Below are 14,869 nucleotides of genomic sequence, written 5' to 3' on the forward strand. Positions count from 1 at the left end.
GGCTGATTTTGTGGGCGAGATAAAAATCGGAAAAAACGCCATAGAAAATCTGACCCGTGCTATGTATGAGGATTCCAAGATTATCTACAGGGAATATATTCAGAATGCCGCCGATCAGATAGACTATGCAATTAAACACACTTTGTTTAAAGAAGAACTTTTTATCGATATACAAATTGATAAAAGCGGACGAAACCTAACCATTAAAGACAATGCTACTGGCGTTAGACGGGAAATGATCGAATCTACCCTCGCCTATGTAGCAGATTCAGATAAAGTAAAGGGTGAGACAAAGGGCTTTCGCGGTATTGGTCGTTTAGGAGGCTTAGCTTACTGTGATAGATTACGCTTTATAACCACTGCTAAAGGTGAAAGTCAAAGGACCATTATGACGTGGGACGCCAAAGCACTGAATATAATGCTCGATGATGATTCAGTCAAAGACGATGCAGGATCTCTTTTACAAAAAATAATTTCATATGAGTGGGAAGACTGCCCTGTGGACGACCATTATTTTATCGTTGAATTGCTTGGCATAACTAATGAGAATATGGAATTGCTGGATACCGAAAAAGTAAAAGAATATATTTCTCTCAACGCACCAGTACCTTATGACAGCAAGTTTTACTATAAACAGAAGATATATGAGTATCTTCAGAATAAAGCACTTCCACGAAATGAATATAAAATATATGTAGACGGTGAAGACATTCTAAAAATGTACACTACCAGCCTTTTTGAAAAAAATCCTGCTGGACAGCGTCGAAAGTATGATGATATATACGATGTCAGAATACAAGAGTTTTATAACGAGAATGATGAATTGCTTGCTTGGATGTGGTATGGAATCAGTCGTTTTGAGAAACAAATCCCTCACCCGCTTAATGAGACGGCAGGCATTAGGGTACGCCAATCGAATATTCAGATTGGTAATGAACGAACTTTGATACCCTTTTTTAAGGAAGCGAGAGGGAATTTATATTTTATAGGTGAAGTTCATGCTGTACATAAAGACTTGACCCCCAATGCTAGGAGAGATTACTTCAATGAAAACAGCTCGAGAAATGATTTTGAAGCGCGACTAAAATATTTCTGTAATACAGAACTTCACTCTGTGTATAATGACGCAAATCGTGCCAAAAACGCTTTTAAGAAAGAGATTATTCTCCATAAGAAGGAGGATGAATACACAAAAAAGGCTGGCCGCTTTGTAAGCGATCGAGAAAAACAAATGATTGAACATCAAATTGAAACTGCTAAGTCTGAGGATATCAAAGCAAAGAAAGATATTGATCGCCTAAAAGCAAAGGCCAAAAACGATGATGTTTTCAGCATTATTCTTAAGCATATTGAGGACAAGCATAATAAGACATTGGAAGATGAAGGGCTTTCTGATCATACTTCACAGCCGTCATTATCACCTTTACCATCGAAAGAACCCACACCTAAAAAGAAAAAGGGATATCTTGTTGATGAGTTGACAAGTTTCCCTGATAAGCAAAAAAAACTAGTTTCGCGGATTTATGATGTTATTGCACGCAACCTGCCTCCTGAACAAAGCGAGGAATTAATCAACAAGATACAGGAGGAACTAAAAAATGGTAAGAAGAATTCTACTAATTGAGCCAAATTATAAGAATAAATACCCTCCCATGGGATTGATGAAAATCGCCACCTACCACAAGATGCTTGGTGACGAAGTGCGGTTTTTCAAGGGAGAGTTTAAAGAGTTCATTTTGGAGCAGATACATGAAGAACTACTAAAAAAACTAACTGCAAACGACGATTCAGTTGATTGGAGAGAACATCGATCAGAAATCGATCAATATCTAAAAAAAGGGTTGTCTGCAAAATACTCTGAGCTCGTAGCACTTAGTGAAAGCCAGTTAGTAAGTGAAAACCTAAAATATTATCGGCGATACTACAATAAAAAGGAATATCTGGATGACCCAAAATGGGATAGAGTATACATTTCATCCTTGTTCACGTTCTACTGGGAGAAGACCGTTAATACAATCAATCTCTTCAAAGTGCTCTGTAAGGACATAAACGAAGTGAAAGTTGGAGGCGTAGCCGCATCATTACTCCCTAATGACATTGAAAGGGAAACCGGAATTCGCCCCCACATTGGGCTACTCGACAATGGCGGCGAGTATGATGATAACACTATTATTATCGACCATCTCCCGTTGGATTACTCTATCTTAAACGAGATTGACTACACTTACGCGGAGAACGAGGGATATTACGCATATATGACTCGTGGATGTGTCAATCGATGCCCATTTTGTGCTGTACCACAGCTCGAACCGCAATACAATTGCTTCATCAGCATCAAGGAGCAAATTCGGTATGTGAATGATACTTTTGGTGAAAAGCGCAATCTCCTACTGCTCGACAATAATGTTTTGGCATCTGAGCGTTTTGATGATATTATTGATGAAATTATTGAATGTGGCTTTTATGCTGGCGCAACCTATGTTGAACCTAATAAGTATTTGGTGTTGGTTCATGATTTGCGAAGATTGGCAAAAAATTACCATGGCCATATAAAGCAAATCGTTGGCTTATATAAATGGCTGTACAAAAAGGTCAATGGCGAGAGCAAGTCGAAAATGTATTCGATTTTATATGAACACAAACTGTTGAGTGTTGATACTGCTACGAAAGAAGCAATACTGGCAACAGACGAGTTCTTTGCGCTGCTATTTGAAAAATATCACAACAACAAACCAAAAGCTCGGTATGTGGATTTCAACCAAGGTGTTGATGCTCGTCTGATAACGCCAGAAAAAATGAGACGGTTGGCTGAAATCCCTATTTATCCCTTACGAATAGCCTTTGACTCTTGGAAATTGCGAAATGTCTACGAAGCGGCTGTGAGGTTAGCGGCTGATAACGGAATACGAAACATGTCCAACTATCTGCTATATAATTATGATGAAAAGCCTGTCGACTTATACCGTCGCATGAAGCTTAATGTGGAGTTGTGCGAAGAGCTAAACGTGAACATCTACTCCTTTCCTATGAAGTATCACCCAATCCAAGACCCAGTATATTTCAGGAATAGGACATTTGTTGGGGAATATTGGAACAGAAAGTTTATTCGTTCAATTCAAGCCATTCTTAATTCCACGAAGGGCAAGATAGGAAGGGGCAAATCCTTTTTTGAAAAAGCCTTTGGTAGCAATGAAGATGAGTACGAAAAGCTCCTGTATATGCCAGAAGTAATGATTGTCTACAGATTTTATTATGAAGGCGAAGGCCTAACCGATGTTTGGTGGAACGCTTTTTCGTCTCTTACTCCGGAGAATCTAGAGATTATCAAACCTATTATCCATGCAAATGACTTTAGTAATATTCACTCATTAACAGTAGATAAGGACGTCCTTCGGGTTCTTGAGTACTATACCATTACCCGTGATGATGCAGAAAAAGCGATTAAAGTAATCAAAGATGTTGACAATTAGTTATGTCAAAAAATTGCACGGCTCTGAATTGATTTCATGTTACAAAAGAGATGAAGGTTATGTAGTTCTTGAGGGGAATCGTCGTACTTGTGCGTGTAAGCTATTATTAGGGTCCCGGCAACATTTTAGCGAAATATGCGTTAAGATATATTCTGGAAGCAAAAAGCCAGTTTTCCTTACTCTGAGGATAAACCGGCTTTTTGAAGCTTGCATCTTTTAATAGACATCACCGCGATTGTCGATAGTCAATATATATACAAATTGTTCTATATGATTAACTTCGAAAATTACTCTGTATGTACCAACTCGTAATCGCATTAATTTTCCTCGGCCTTTTAGAGGCTTAATATCACCAATCGGTGGACGAACAGCTAAGCCTGTTAATGCTTTACGCATACGTTCCTGAATAGCTCTTTCCTGCCTAGCAAGAAATTTAACAGAATCACGGCTTAATGTCAGTTGGTAAATTGAGTTCATGCATTGCATCCTCCCATGACACAAATTCCGTGCTGTTCATTTGTCGTTCTTCTTCTTCACTCAATGGTATATCGTCCGGCTCCATTAGGTCAATTTCGTCCCAATCTGGTCGCTTAGGACTATTTGTTAAAAACTTCAAAAAATCATAAGCAGATTGCTTAGCCTCTTCCGGGAGTATCCTTACCAGCTTAAATAAATCATCATTACTGATAGCCATGAAAACGCCCCCTATCTAATGTCCGCTAATAAAGATTAGCGGTTATATACTGCTTCTGAAACTACCACTTGATGTCCGCTAAGGTTTCAATTAAGATTAAATTATCATGTCCGCTAAGGTAAGTCAAGGTCTAGGAGGAATTGCTGTAATGAATTTGTCTACCCAAGGGGAATTACTTATTTCTAAATTTATTAATACGTTAAGCACCCAGGAAGATTTAAACCCAAAGACGTTAAAAGAATACGCTAGTGATTTAAAACAGTTTGTAGGTTGGTTTGAGTCCCCCGAGCATCAGGAAGAAATAATTATCTTCAACATTGAAGATGTCTCCACTCCAACATTAACACGGTATCGGGATGTAATGCAAAGGATAATTGAACTTAAACCAGCAACAATTAACCGACGACTTATAACCCTTAAGAGGTTTTTTGATTGGGCTATCACAGAGGGGATTATTCGGCGAGATCCATCCAAGCCGGTAAAGCTTGTTCCGGAAGAAAAGGTTAGCCCACGACAAATGACTGATAAAGAAGAAGCTGCATTAGTTGCGGCAGCCGAGTATAATGGGTCGATCAGAGATCAGGCAATTATCATTCTCATGCTGCATACCGGACTACGCTCAATGGAAGTATGTAATTTATGCCCTAACGATATAACGATTGGGAGACGTAGCGGGCAACTTATTGTTCGTTCCGGAAAGCGTAATAAACAGAGAGAGGTTCCTTTAAACTCAACATGTCGAGCTATTCTGGAAAAATATATAGAAGAACTCTCACCAGATAGTATGTACTTGTTCCCTTCGGAAAAAACGGCTAATAGGCTTACTGAGCGAGCTTTGAGACATGTCATTCAAAAGTACATGAAGATTGCTCGAATTGAAGGGTTAAGCGCTCATGATCTAAGACATCGTTTTGGTTATGTTATGGCCGCAAATACACCTTTACATAGATTAGCACAGATCATGGGGCATGACAGCCTTGATACGACAATGATTTATGTGAAAGCAACCCGTGCTGACTTGCAAGCTGAAGTAGAGAAAATTTCATGGGAGTAGAGGGATAGTGAGGGGGTGAGCCAGATGGATGGCACTAACGTGGCTTTCCTTAATGTTTCTCCTATTAGGGGTAGTGCCAGCCAAGCCGACACCAGGGGCAAAGAAAGATTGAATTCATCAATCAAGCAAAAGAAAACGAACGATTCCAACAAGAAAGGATTGAGAGTTATTGGAATTTGATATTAAAAATTTAGTAGAAGAGGACATTGACAATTGTTTTAGTGACGATCCAAATAATAGATTTTATAAAAAACGTTGTTACAACTTTGCGAAAACAAACCTTCACCGATTTGTTAAAATCCTTGATCAAGACGAGATACCTTTTATAGCTAAATGTAAATGTGGTGAAAAAGGTAATTGGGAGGCTTATTGGTATTGGGTTTGGAAGTGTGAATTTGATAAAAACGGAGAGCTCACAACAATACGTTTTGATCAGGACTACTTAGACTATTTCTTTGACGGAGATCCAAAGAAAGCTGGGAAAGAAGCTGATTGGAATCCAGAAATGTTTGACAAGTTATATATTCTGGGGTGTAAGAAATGTGCTTCCTGGTATGTTTGGATAGTGTAGTGGTTCGGTTGATATAACGAAGAAAGTAGCTGCTTTGAGGGCGGGCTACTTTCTTCGTGTCTGTATTATCCTTTGGTTGCCGAAAAATAAAATAAAAGAATTTCTTCAGTTATTTCTGAGTCTATTTAGATTGTAGAACTTTTTAATATGATGGAGGAAGACAATGGTCGTGGTCGCCTATATTTCGGTAAAGCATATGTCGTTGCCCTTCTCATCTTGTAGCCATTCAAAGGTAAAGCTGATTTTCATATTAACGCTTAGCTTCCAAAGTGATTCAGTGCTTTGGATACGCGTATTATATTTTAAAGGAGGCTATATTGTTGAGCTTTTGTGGAAAGTAAAGACATATGAAAAATAGAGAAATTGCGTAAACACAAGCATTAGTTAACTCGGAAAACCAGGTTAACCATAGAAGAAGTTTACCTTGAGATGTTAACTTTATAATTTTGCTGCTGTAGACCAAGACGACGAGAGGCAACCTATAAAATAACCAAAAGCCAGTTTCCCTACACGTAAAGGGCAAACTGGCTTTTGGTTATTTTATAGTCATTCTCGGGAACCAGAATATTCCTAATTCAAAAAGCTTGAAAAAATTCTAATATTTCAATAGAATTTGCCATGTTAACATGGTTAACATGGTTAACTCGTGATATAATAACAATATACAAGTTAACATCTATAAAGGGGCGTAGTAACATGGCCGAAACAACGAAGGGCTTTAAGGTCTCGGAAGAACTAAAAGATAAGATCAATACCACGATTAAAGCATCAGGTCTAAATGATATGAATTGGATCGATGCCGTGACAAACCTTTGGGTAATGCAAGATGCTAAAGTTGGTCTACCGAATTTCCAGCAAGACATCTCCGAACTTGAGATGCATACAAAGCGTATCAATGAGTTAGTTTTAAATATGATTCAGCGATCTGCCCATGAGAAAGATGATGTTTTACGACAGAAAAGTGAACTACAAGAGGAAAATGAGGAACTTGTTCAGCAGTTGGAGCGCCTTTCAAAGGAGATAAAGACATTGCTTGCCGATCGCGAAGAAGATCGAGATCGTTACGAAAAAGAAAAAGAAGAAGCAGGGCGTCTGGTTCGCCAAATAGAAGCTGCATCTGAAAATCATATATTATTAATTAAGGAGTACAAAGAAAAAAACGATGCCCTAACGGGACTGGTAGCAGAATACAAAGCTGGGCATGAACAAAGCAATAGCTTAAAAACTGAGATTAGCAGGCTCAACCAAGTTATTATTGGATTGGAATCAAAGCTGATGGAAAGTAATAATGTCAATAAAACGTTAGAGAACAGCCATAAAGATATCATAGATAGATTAAGTGAGAGGAAAGACCTCGAAAAAGAACGAGAACTCCTAAAAATGCAGACAGAGTATCAGGTGAAGCTACAGTTATTAAACGAAGAATCGACGAAGAAAATTCAGTCCCTTTATGAGCGCATAGAGAAACTTCGTAATGACCATCAAACTGAACTTTTAGCTTTAGAAGAAGAGTCAAAAAATAAAATCAATACTCTCAGCGAACGTATTGAGCAGCTTCGTAAAGGCCATCAAAACTAGATATCGGAACTAAAGAAGCGGGCAGAATATGAAGTGATAGGGACGACAGTTTAAGTTATTTGCACTTAGATAATGGAAATTACAGCTTACTAAATGCCGCTAAAAATGCATTAGTGAACAATAGAGCCAATTCGAAGCAGCTTGTCTGCAAGGTTGTTATTTTAGCATTAATACCATCGAAGCTGTTACAAGGGGCAAGGTTTGGTATAATATGTCTTAGAGTACCAAAGCTTAAAAAGGCTATTCACGAAATTATAAGGGGTAACGAATAGATAGAAACCATTATTAAGGAAGAGTATGGAAAACTGGGGTGTAGGCTATGCACGATAATTCCGAAGAGCATTGGATTATGTTGCGCCAAGATGAGCAAGAATGTTGGAATCAGGGTTATACACACGTGATGGGGTGCGACGAAGTGGGCAGGGGGGCCTTGGCTGGACCATGTGTATCTGGAGGAGTAATTTTGAATCCTGATTTTTGTCTTATGGACCTTCGGGATTCAAAAGAAGCTACACCGAAAATGAGACGTACTTGGACGGAAATTATTAAAGAACAAGCGATTAGCTGGTCTATTGGGCAGGCGGAAGCATCAGAAATAGATACTATTAATATACATAAAGCTACACTAACAGCAATGAGCAGGGCAATTAGAAGCTCTGCAGTAAAACCGGATTATATTTTAATTGATGGTAAGTTTATTACAACAGAGAAGATTCCTCAGAAGGCTATTATCCAAGGTGATGTGAAGTCAGCCGTTATTGCTGCAGCCAGCATTGTGGCTAAAGTTTACCGTGATGAACTGATGATGGAGTACGCTAAAGTTTATCCAGAATACGAGTTTGATCAAAATAAAGGTTATCCGACGAAAAAACACATGGATGTAATTAGACGGATCGGGCCTTGTCCGATTCACAGAAAAAGCTATTTAAAGTTTCTAGAAAAGGGGCGACAAATGGATATTTTTGATATCTTAGTAGATGTCAAAGAGAACGGCTAGAGAACGATAAAGTAACGGGTTTATCCATGTGATAAGTTGATTTTGTGGGAATTTTCCTTAGTAATCAATGAAAGGTTGGTGTATAAACCATGAAACTGAAAAAAGCAAAGTTGGTTGGAATTATAGGAATAATAACTATAACCGTACAGATGCTTTTTATTCCGACGATTGTCAAAGCCGCTGATAGCGCACATTATGAACTTAAGATGTGGAAAATGGGAGTCAGAGGCGATAGTGCAAGTATTAATTTTGGTTACATTGGAAGCGATGGCACATCGCTTGTGTCAACGCTTCCAATTGAACCTTCACTAGTGGCAGGACATAGCAGCGATCCTTCATGGACTCAATACGATTCAGCAGCTCCCTTGTTAGCTTATATAAAAAAATACGGTATTGATAATAATATCGAAGAATCAATGAACCCAACGTGTTTTGATCCGTCAATATTCCAATCACTTGCAGCACAAGGAATTAATTTAAGTCAATTAGGCGGACCGAATGTTCCGGCGGGAAGCACTCCTCCGGCTAATCTTGTGGGCAAGGCAAATTATGGCAGCAATATTGGAAAGGTATTAGTCGGTGTCGGAGTTCCCGCCCCGGATTTTTCTAGTATCGGAAAAAGTGTCAGTTCGGCTACAACCGAAAAAAAAGTGGCGGCAGTTTCAAATCCAACTCCACCCGCCCAGGCTGCTGCTCCCGCTGCTAAATCTGGCACTTCATCGTCAGCTGCAACAGCGACCTCAAAGCAAGCCACATCGACTCCAAAGGTGGGAACCAATTTAAATTCAGTGCCTCAGACTCAGGAAACAGCTGTTGCCTCAAAGGCGGATCCTAAACGAACGGATCCGCCCGTTATGGCTTTGAACGATAAAACTCAAACGAAGATTAAATCTTCGGCAGAGAACACTGATGAATCTGCCAAAACGCCTTGGCCGACTTACGCAGGAATTATAGGATCAGGAATTCTAGTCATAGGATTTATAGTGTTTGTCAAATTTAAATACTTAAAGGCTTAATTTTATACATAGGGAAAAAACCCGGTGCTTAACCTTAGCTCCGGGTTTTTTTGTGGGAAAAATCCTTAAAGATGATGGGAAGAAATTTTTGAAAGGAGGATACCATGATTAAGAAACTCATAGCTTTTGTTTTGTGTCTAATATTGTTACTTCCCACATCGGTCATGGCTGCGAATAATCTTACGTGGGATACAAATTATTCTCGAACGAGAGCCACCACCGACGAAATGAGCCAGCTGTATAATGAAACCCCGATAGCCGTATCGATAGGGGATGCCTTAGGAACCTGGCTTTATAGCTATTCGACACCCATTGTTTATGGGAATACATTGTATCAATATGCCTGGAACACGGATTCAAACACGGGTTATTTAGTTGCCGTCGATATTTCTAAAGTGAATCCTCAGAGCGCCTCAGATTTTCCTGTGCTGTGGGCAGCTAAGTTTAAAGCTGAAGCAGGAGAACGCATCGATGGCAGTCCGGGTCCTTCAATATCACCAGATGGAAGTAATATGAGCATAGCGGTGGGAAAATATATTTATACATGGCCGATGAGTGTAAATGGATCTCCGAATGTACCGGATAGTAATGGTTTCATGAAACAATATAACAAGTATGAGATTCAAGGAAATGCTGGGCAAACTACCAACCTTATTGCAATGAGTCCGGCAATATCTAAACAATCGTATTCATGGCAAGGGACGGATATGGATACCTTGGAAACAACCAACTTTAATGCGCCGGTCACTTGCGCAGGCAGTTGGAACGGCGGTTTCGCAGCTGCTCCTCTATACGTTCCGCCTAATATTGATCCTGGGTCGGTTATACCTAATGGTTATAGGACAACCTCTATTAATCCGTCCTGGGCTGGTGAAATTTTTACGTCATCTCCGGCGATTCAGAGTGATGGTTACGGAGATATTCTCTTTGGAGTTGACGGCGGATATCCTGAACTTTTTGTATTCCATCCCTCGAGTATGACCATGGGCTATACGGGAGGGGGGGCCATCAAATATGGCATTGCCAGCGCGCCGGTTATTGATTCTGATACGGGAAACATTTATGTTCCAGATAAAATGGGAAACATTTATTGCTTCAATAACAATGGTAATTACATGGCCCAGAATAATTCTCTGTATAACGGAAACCTCATCATATCAAACCTTGCGGTTGATTCTAATTATATTTTTGCAGTTAAATCCGGCTATAGCGAGATTCATGCGATCGATAAATACACAATGACCGACGATGGGACTGTATTTTCCGGAGCCACGGGCTTCATTGATCCCAGCGTTGTAATTAATCCGACGACAAAGACAAGCCTGGTGGCTGTTAATGACGCGAATGGATACGTTCATATATCAGCCTATAATAGCTCTTCTGGCGGGGTTTTTATGGGATCTGGCGGCCTATCTACCTCAGCTAAAGGATATGCCCCTCCACCGTATGTTTCGGTCCTCATGGATGCCGGTCCCAATCAATTGATTGCTTCATGGACGAATGATGCGGTTGCCGGCGGGGAGAATGGTGCCCTGGAATTTTGGGTACCACAAGTGAGTCAATTAACAGCAACGGTTAACCCGGAAAAGAACCAACCTAACGCCACAGCAACGCTGAATGTCGATACCACCATAGATAACACCATGAGTGATGTGGTGGCTCGATTGCCTGATGCCAATGGGGATCCTGTCCCTATTACTCAAGCGACCGAAATGAACTATAGTTCTAAATCGCCAGGGCCAAATGGAACGACGATTTATCATTGGCAGCTGCCGTTCCAAGTACCCTCCAATCCGGGAACATACAGTGTTCCTGTTGAGTTACGCATTACAGCACCAGGTTCAACGGCAGCGCCTATTGATGCAAGTGCTCCCTATGAGGTCGTGAAACCACCGGGAGGGATTGTCAGTGATAACGGGGCCACTCTTACCCTCGGCAGCTATGCTATGCCGGAAAATCGTCTGAAACAAGGTGAATCCTTTAAAGCTTGGCCGAGGGATCAATTATCTATGCAGCACCCAAACGGGACCACCTACTTGGGAGATACGATTCTCGCAGACTTGACCGTAGCAACACCCAAATTGCCCGATTCCTCAGATATCCTCGTGTCCGCATATTTAACGTCTGCCACAGTCACCAGACCAGAGGGATATGCCCAGGGCTCCCAATGGCTTTCTCATACGATTCAAGACCCGATGACGATAACAGCACCTCTTAAGGCAACGTTACAATTCGAAGAGACCTGGGGCGGCTGGCAGCCGGGAAAATATCTGGCGGAACCCCCATCCTGGGCTTATCGAGCGCCAACACTCCAGACGCCCGACGCTCCTGTTAATATTGGGGTGGATTACGTTGTCCATGTCATTTATCAATATCCTGTTTTGGTCTGCAGCGGCGAAGCGTGTGGGGTTGTCTATCAAACAGCAGAAATGGATGTACCGGGGTCAACGATCACTCCAATTCAGGTTTATGGTACCGATTTCGTAGTCGTTCCTGTGATTTCGGGAAGCAGTTATACGTATTAAGGAAACTATGGGATGTGATTTTATGAATTCGGTAAGGGAAATGATTGCATTTTTTAGTTGGTTTTATGGTTCTTTTGATTAGTCCCCTGTTCATTGTTACTTTACTTATAATGAATCAGATTTAAACCAAATGAAGGAGTATTTTGGATGAGCAGCATTTTAAGTTTACTTTCAGGGCTTCACGATGGAGCCGAGTTTATGAATATCGCGATGCCTCTCGTTTTAGCAAGATACCACTTAGCGTTGGTTGTTGTTGGGATCTTGGGCCTAGTGATCGGGGTTTTAGTTTATAAACAATATAAAGATTCAGGTCAGCAAAGAATAACATTTATTGCCAGAGGATTCTCGTTGATTTGTATCTTTATTTTACAAGCCGGTGCGGTCGGGTGGTTTATAACGCCACTTTATGACTTCGTTTTGAAAACATCCATGAGATAAAGGAGGAGAGCCATGTTTATCCAAGGCGAAACCATTGAGAAATTTGGATCACTTTATCTTGTCGAAAAGGTCTATGAACTATCCGACGAATTCATGAAAAAATATAATCTAGCTCATAAAAAACGAGTGACGCTCAAGAAACTAAGGGGAGAGAATGGACCTGAAACCGATGATTTTGCCATCAGTGATTCATAGAAAAACCTAAAAGTAACTCGTTGTTCTCAAAGTCAAGTAACAAATAAATACGGGGGTAAGAAATTGGAGAGTGTTTTTATGCCCTAAATTTAAAAAAGAAACGGTATCAACGACCGTTTCTTTTTTTTGTGGGAAAGTCCCTTATAACTTATGAGGACGATCAATTAATAGGGCTTTTTATTTAACGGCTTGAGAGGAGGTTATGTGTTTATGAGAAATGCCCCAATTAACACCAGGAACCTCGATGACCTTTCATTGAACATGCATGGCTCTTTGTTTAATGGTAAGAATGAGTTGATCCAGGACCGTATAGCAGCAAATGAATACAAAGGCCATTATCCTACGCTTTCGGAAGTTCGTGATCGACAAGCTATCCAAGCATTAATCCAAACCGTCCTGCGACGATAACGTTGTGATTTTGTGGGTAAACCTCATATAAAGTATGTGGATTCAATGACAGAAAGAAGGAGATCAATGTGCTCAAAGAAAATGTTGCTCGCATCGAGAAGGAACAGCCTGTCAAAATTTCGGTACTAGGACCGGGAGCCAAGGATTGGGAATCCTGGATACCACAGGCCGGGTTCCAGCTCGCCGGGCAAGACGATGCCGATATTCTTTTATGGATCGATCCCAAAAAAGAGGATTTTTCCGATATTGCTGCTGATCCGCGCTGTATCGTCGTCGGAAATCAAAACACCAATGCTTTTTGCCAACAAAAAACGATTGAGTATGTAAAGGATGTGGAAAGTGGTGAAGCCATCCAGAAACAACTTGAAGAGTTTGCCCGGAAACTTCGGGAACAGGTGGAACATCCCCCATTTACGAAAAGCCGCAGCCTTACGGTTCCACCGGCTCTTACGCCCCGACCAGCCGAAAAAAAACATAGCATTCGGCTGCAAAGAGATCTCATAAAACGGTCATTGTCAGCAAATACCCCTCCTGAGGAAGCCAGAGAACCTGAGCCCGAGGTTGAGCCTCAACCTTTAAGCTCACGAAAGGATGTTGTTTTAGCACTTCCGCCTCTGGGTGATAATGTGCAGCGCCTAAAACAATATATTCATGCCAAAAGTGATGGTGAATATCGTGTCCTGGAGGCCGTCGAGTCCTATATGAACCTTATTCAGGCCGCCGAAAAAGGATTTTATGACGTGATACTTCTCCACCGAGAGCTTCCGGGTCTGGAACGCAATCTGGTTGAAAACCTGAAACTCCTCAGAGAAAAGGCACATGGAACCCGAATCATCCTTATCGAAAGAAGAACGGACTCGTTTTCTTCCATGTACCAAGACCATCTCGATCCGTTGGACATCGAATGGCAGGTGATTCCTAACCTCCCCGGGCACCTCATGAGCATTCTCAAGAGGAACCAAGAGTCTCAAGAGAGCCATGTGATTTTTAAATGGGATGAGGAAACCAAACCCGTAACGGCATTGCCTGCGGTTCGAAGTACCGTTCTTAGTCCGGCGCTTATCGCTTATCACAGTGCCGGCGGCGGGGTAGGGAAAAGCACCGGCTCAACGCAAATGGGTTTTGCTTTTGCTGAAATGGGCTATAAGACCTTGATCGTCGAACTGGACACGGAAAAACCATCGTTGCTTAGGTCTGTCGGTGCTGCGGAGGATTGCCCCGGCCTGGCTGCCTGGAATCATTCGGATTTTATCAGTGAAAACACGGCCATTGAGGCCCTGCGCAGAACCAGCCGTCAGGTCCACGGCCTTTATGTCCTGCCCGTCGGCCCGATTAGCCCTAAAAAAGTCGTCTTGCCCTTTCACCTCGAAGGGTTGGAAAAGGGGAATGTTGATCCCTGCAAACAAGCCGAAACCTTTTACAGTGCCGCCCTGAAAGAGTTTCAAATCGTCATTGTCGACACCAATACGAGCTCAGTTGATCCGCCGGTCTATACCGCGCTGAAAATGGCCAAACGCATTTTTTATGTCATGGAAGCCACCAAGGTGTTTCTGGATTCTGCCGAAGCGCATATCGATCAGGCATATGAGCTCGGCATCAATCTTGCCAACTATCGAATTATCCTTAACAAGTGTACCCCCGGCGACCTCGTAAGCCTGCGCGTTATTACCCAGACCCTTGAGATCCCCGTCAGCCTGCAGGTTCCTTTGGATGTGGAAGGTTACCGCCTGGCGGCCCATCAGGGCAAACCCTATCACCCCAAAATTAAAAAAGGGGTCTCCCCCTGGAAAAACTTTTGTCAGGCCGTCCTTCAGGACTTGGAAGTGCCGGTCAATACTGTCCAGGTTCAGAAACTCCAGCGATTATCCTTGAAAAATTGGTTTTTGGGATGGCGCAAGAGGGCATGAGGAGGGCGGGCGCGGA

General features: G+C 41.6%; 15 protein-coding genes. 13 read left to right on the plus strand and 2 right to left on the minus strand.

What is annotated here, in order from left to right; genetic code table 11:
• The first annotated feature begins 10 nt into the window (after positions 1-10).
• Both B5771_RS03980 and B5771_RS03985 read left to right on the plus strand, forming a co-directional pair.
• On the plus strand, positions 11-1,624 hold the full coding sequence (locus B5771_RS03980; protein ID WP_088186377.1) for an ATP-binding protein: 1,614 nt from the start codon (positions 11-13) through the stop codon (positions 1,622-1,624).
• Positions 1,599-3,470, plus strand: coding sequence for a hypothetical protein (locus B5771_RS03985; protein ID WP_088186378.1), 1,872 nt, complete (start codon positions 1,599-1,601; stop codon positions 3,468-3,470). Before B5771_RS03980 ends, B5771_RS03985 begins: the two co-directional genes overlap by 26 nt.
• Before the next feature lie 216 nt (positions 3,471-3,686).
• Here the strand turns inward: B5771_RS03985 and B5771_RS03990 are convergent, their stop codons facing one another.
• Together B5771_RS03990 and B5771_RS03995 are read right to left on the minus strand one after the other, a co-directional pair.
• Positions 3,687-3,947 carry a type II toxin-antitoxin system RelE/ParE family toxin gene (locus tag B5771_RS03990; RefSeq protein WP_088186379.1) on the minus strand — a complete coding sequence of 87 codons (261 nt, stop codon included), beginning with the start codon at positions 3,945-3,947 and terminating at the stop codon, positions 3,687-3,689.
• The gene (locus B5771_RS03995) at positions 3,913-4,164 is read right to left on the minus strand and encodes a hypothetical protein (RefSeq protein ID WP_088186380.1); all 252 of its coding nucleotides are present in this window, start codon (positions 4,162-4,164) and stop codon (positions 3,913-3,915) included. The genes B5771_RS03990 and B5771_RS03995 overlap by 35 nt, the downstream gene beginning before the upstream one ends.
• 148 nt (positions 4,165-4,312) lie before the next feature.
• On the opposite strand from B5771_RS03995, the gene B5771_RS04000 reads away from it, so the two are divergent.
• The 11 genes from B5771_RS04000 (at position 4,313) to B5771_RS04050 (ending at position 14,853) form a co-directional block, all read left to right on the plus strand.
• Entirely contained in the window at positions 4,313-5,218 is a 906-nt protein-coding gene (locus B5771_RS04000; RefSeq protein WP_088186381.1) for a tyrosine-type recombinase/integrase, read from the plus strand.
• A 24-nt stretch (positions 5,219-5,242) separates the two neighbouring features.
• Positions 5,243-5,398 carry a hypothetical protein gene (locus B5771_RS24140; RefSeq protein ID WP_172408149.1) on the plus strand — a complete coding sequence of 52 codons (156 nt, stop codon included), beginning with the start codon at positions 5,243-5,245 and terminating at the stop codon, positions 5,396-5,398.
• The gene (locus B5771_RS04005) at positions 5,388-5,789 is read left to right on the plus strand and encodes a hypothetical protein (protein ID WP_088186382.1); all 402 of its coding nucleotides are present in this window, start codon (positions 5,388-5,390) and stop codon (positions 5,787-5,789) included. The genes B5771_RS24140 and B5771_RS04005 overlap by 11 nt, the downstream gene beginning before the upstream one ends.
• Before the next feature lie 696 nt (positions 5,790-6,485).
• Positions 6,486-7,367 carry a hypothetical protein gene (locus B5771_RS04015; protein WP_088186384.1) on the plus strand — a complete coding sequence of 294 codons (882 nt, stop codon included), beginning with the start codon at positions 6,486-6,488 and terminating at the stop codon, positions 7,365-7,367.
• A gap of 319 nt (positions 7,368-7,686) precedes the next feature.
• A complete protein-coding gene (locus B5771_RS04020) occupies positions 7,687-8,364 on the plus strand; it encodes a ribonuclease HII (protein ID WP_088186385.1) in 678 nt (225 codons plus the stop codon).
• Between the two features lie 89 nt (positions 8,365-8,453).
• Positions 8,454-9,380, plus strand: coding sequence for a hypothetical protein (locus B5771_RS04025; RefSeq protein WP_088186386.1), 927 nt, complete (start codon positions 8,454-8,456; stop codon positions 9,378-9,380).
• A 104-nt stretch (positions 9,381-9,484) separates the two neighbouring features.
• Positions 9,485-11,905: a PQQ-binding-like beta-propeller repeat protein gene (locus B5771_RS04030; protein WP_088186387.1), complete on the plus strand. Its 2,421-nt coding sequence runs from the start codon at positions 9,485-9,487 to the stop codon at positions 11,903-11,905.
• Positions 11,906-12,052: 147 nt separating this feature from the next.
• Complete coding sequence (locus B5771_RS04035) at positions 12,053-12,343, plus strand: hypothetical protein (RefSeq protein ID WP_088186388.1); 291 nt, start codon at positions 12,053-12,055, stop codon at positions 12,341-12,343.
• A 12-nt stretch (positions 12,344-12,355) separates the two neighbouring features.
• Complete coding sequence (locus tag B5771_RS04040; RefSeq protein WP_088186389.1) at positions 12,356-12,538, plus strand: hypothetical protein; 183 nt, start codon at positions 12,356-12,358, stop codon at positions 12,536-12,538.
• A 210-nt stretch (positions 12,539-12,748) separates the two neighbouring features.
• Complete coding sequence (locus tag B5771_RS04045) at positions 12,749-12,946, plus strand: hypothetical protein (RefSeq protein ID WP_088186390.1); 198 nt, start codon at positions 12,749-12,751, stop codon at positions 12,944-12,946.
• Between the two features lie 68 nt (positions 12,947-13,014).
• Positions 13,015-14,853, plus strand: a complete 1,839-nt coding sequence (locus tag B5771_RS04050; protein WP_088186391.1) for a hypothetical protein — start codon at positions 13,015-13,017, stop codon at positions 14,851-14,853.
• Positions 14,854-14,869 lie beyond the last annotated feature (16 nt).

The sequence above is a fragment of the Desulfosporosinus sp. FKA genome (assembly GCF_002196785.1).
In the GTDB taxonomy this organism is placed as follows: domain Bacteria; phylum Bacillota; class Desulfitobacteriia; order Desulfitobacteriales; family Desulfitobacteriaceae; genus Desulfosporosinus; species Desulfosporosinus acididurans.